Raw genomic sequence first — 592 nt, 5'->3', positions numbered from 1 at the left:
GAAGACCGCAAAGCCGAAGGCATCGTGCCGGAGATGACGGTGGCGGAAAACATAACGCTGGCACTGCTGCCGAAGATCAGTCGCAACGGCATCCTGAACGAAGACCGGCAGCGCGAGATCGTCGCGCGCTTCATTCGCGACCTCGGCATCAAATGCTCCGGTCCCAACCAGAAGGTCCGCGAACTCTCAGGCGGCAACCAGCAAAAGGTGCTGCTGGCCCGGTGGCTGGCGATGAACCCGAAGCTGCTCATCCTCGACGAGCCGACACGCGGCATCGATGTCGGGGCTAAAGGCGAGATCCAGCGCCTCATTCTGAAGCTTGCCGACGATGGGCTCGGCGTCCTGATGATCTCCTCGGAAATCGAGGAGGTAATGGAAGGGGCGGATCGCATATTCGTGCTGCGCGAAGGGGTGAGCGTGGCCGAACTGGAAGGCCAGGCGGCCAACGTGGAGGACGTACTCGCGGCGATGGCGCATGGCGGTTCGCCGGTGGAGGCGGCAGCTTGAGCGATCTGGCCACACCATCCCCTGCCAACGACGCCGGCGCCCGCGGTTTCAATCTGTTCGGCTTTCTGGCGCGCTACGGAACGGT

At 63.3% G+C, this 592-nt stretch carries 1 protein-coding gene; it reads left to right on the top strand.

The genetic code is table 11. The features are described from left to right. A partial coding sequence (locus EN914_RS37655) for an ATP-binding cassette domain-containing protein (RefSeq protein WP_164779286.1) occupies positions 1-507 on the top strand: 507 nt, incomplete at its 5' end. Positions 508-592: the final 85 nt, after the last annotated feature.

The sequence above is a fragment of the Mesorhizobium sp. M7A.F.Ca.CA.001.08.2.1 genome, assembly GCF_003998455.1.
GTDB classification, from domain to species: domain Bacteria; phylum Pseudomonadota; class Alphaproteobacteria; order Rhizobiales; family Rhizobiaceae; genus Mesorhizobium; species Mesorhizobium ciceri.
The sequence above is the reverse complement of the archived record's forward strand: the minus strand, read 5'-3'. Positions and strand labels throughout refer to the sequence as shown.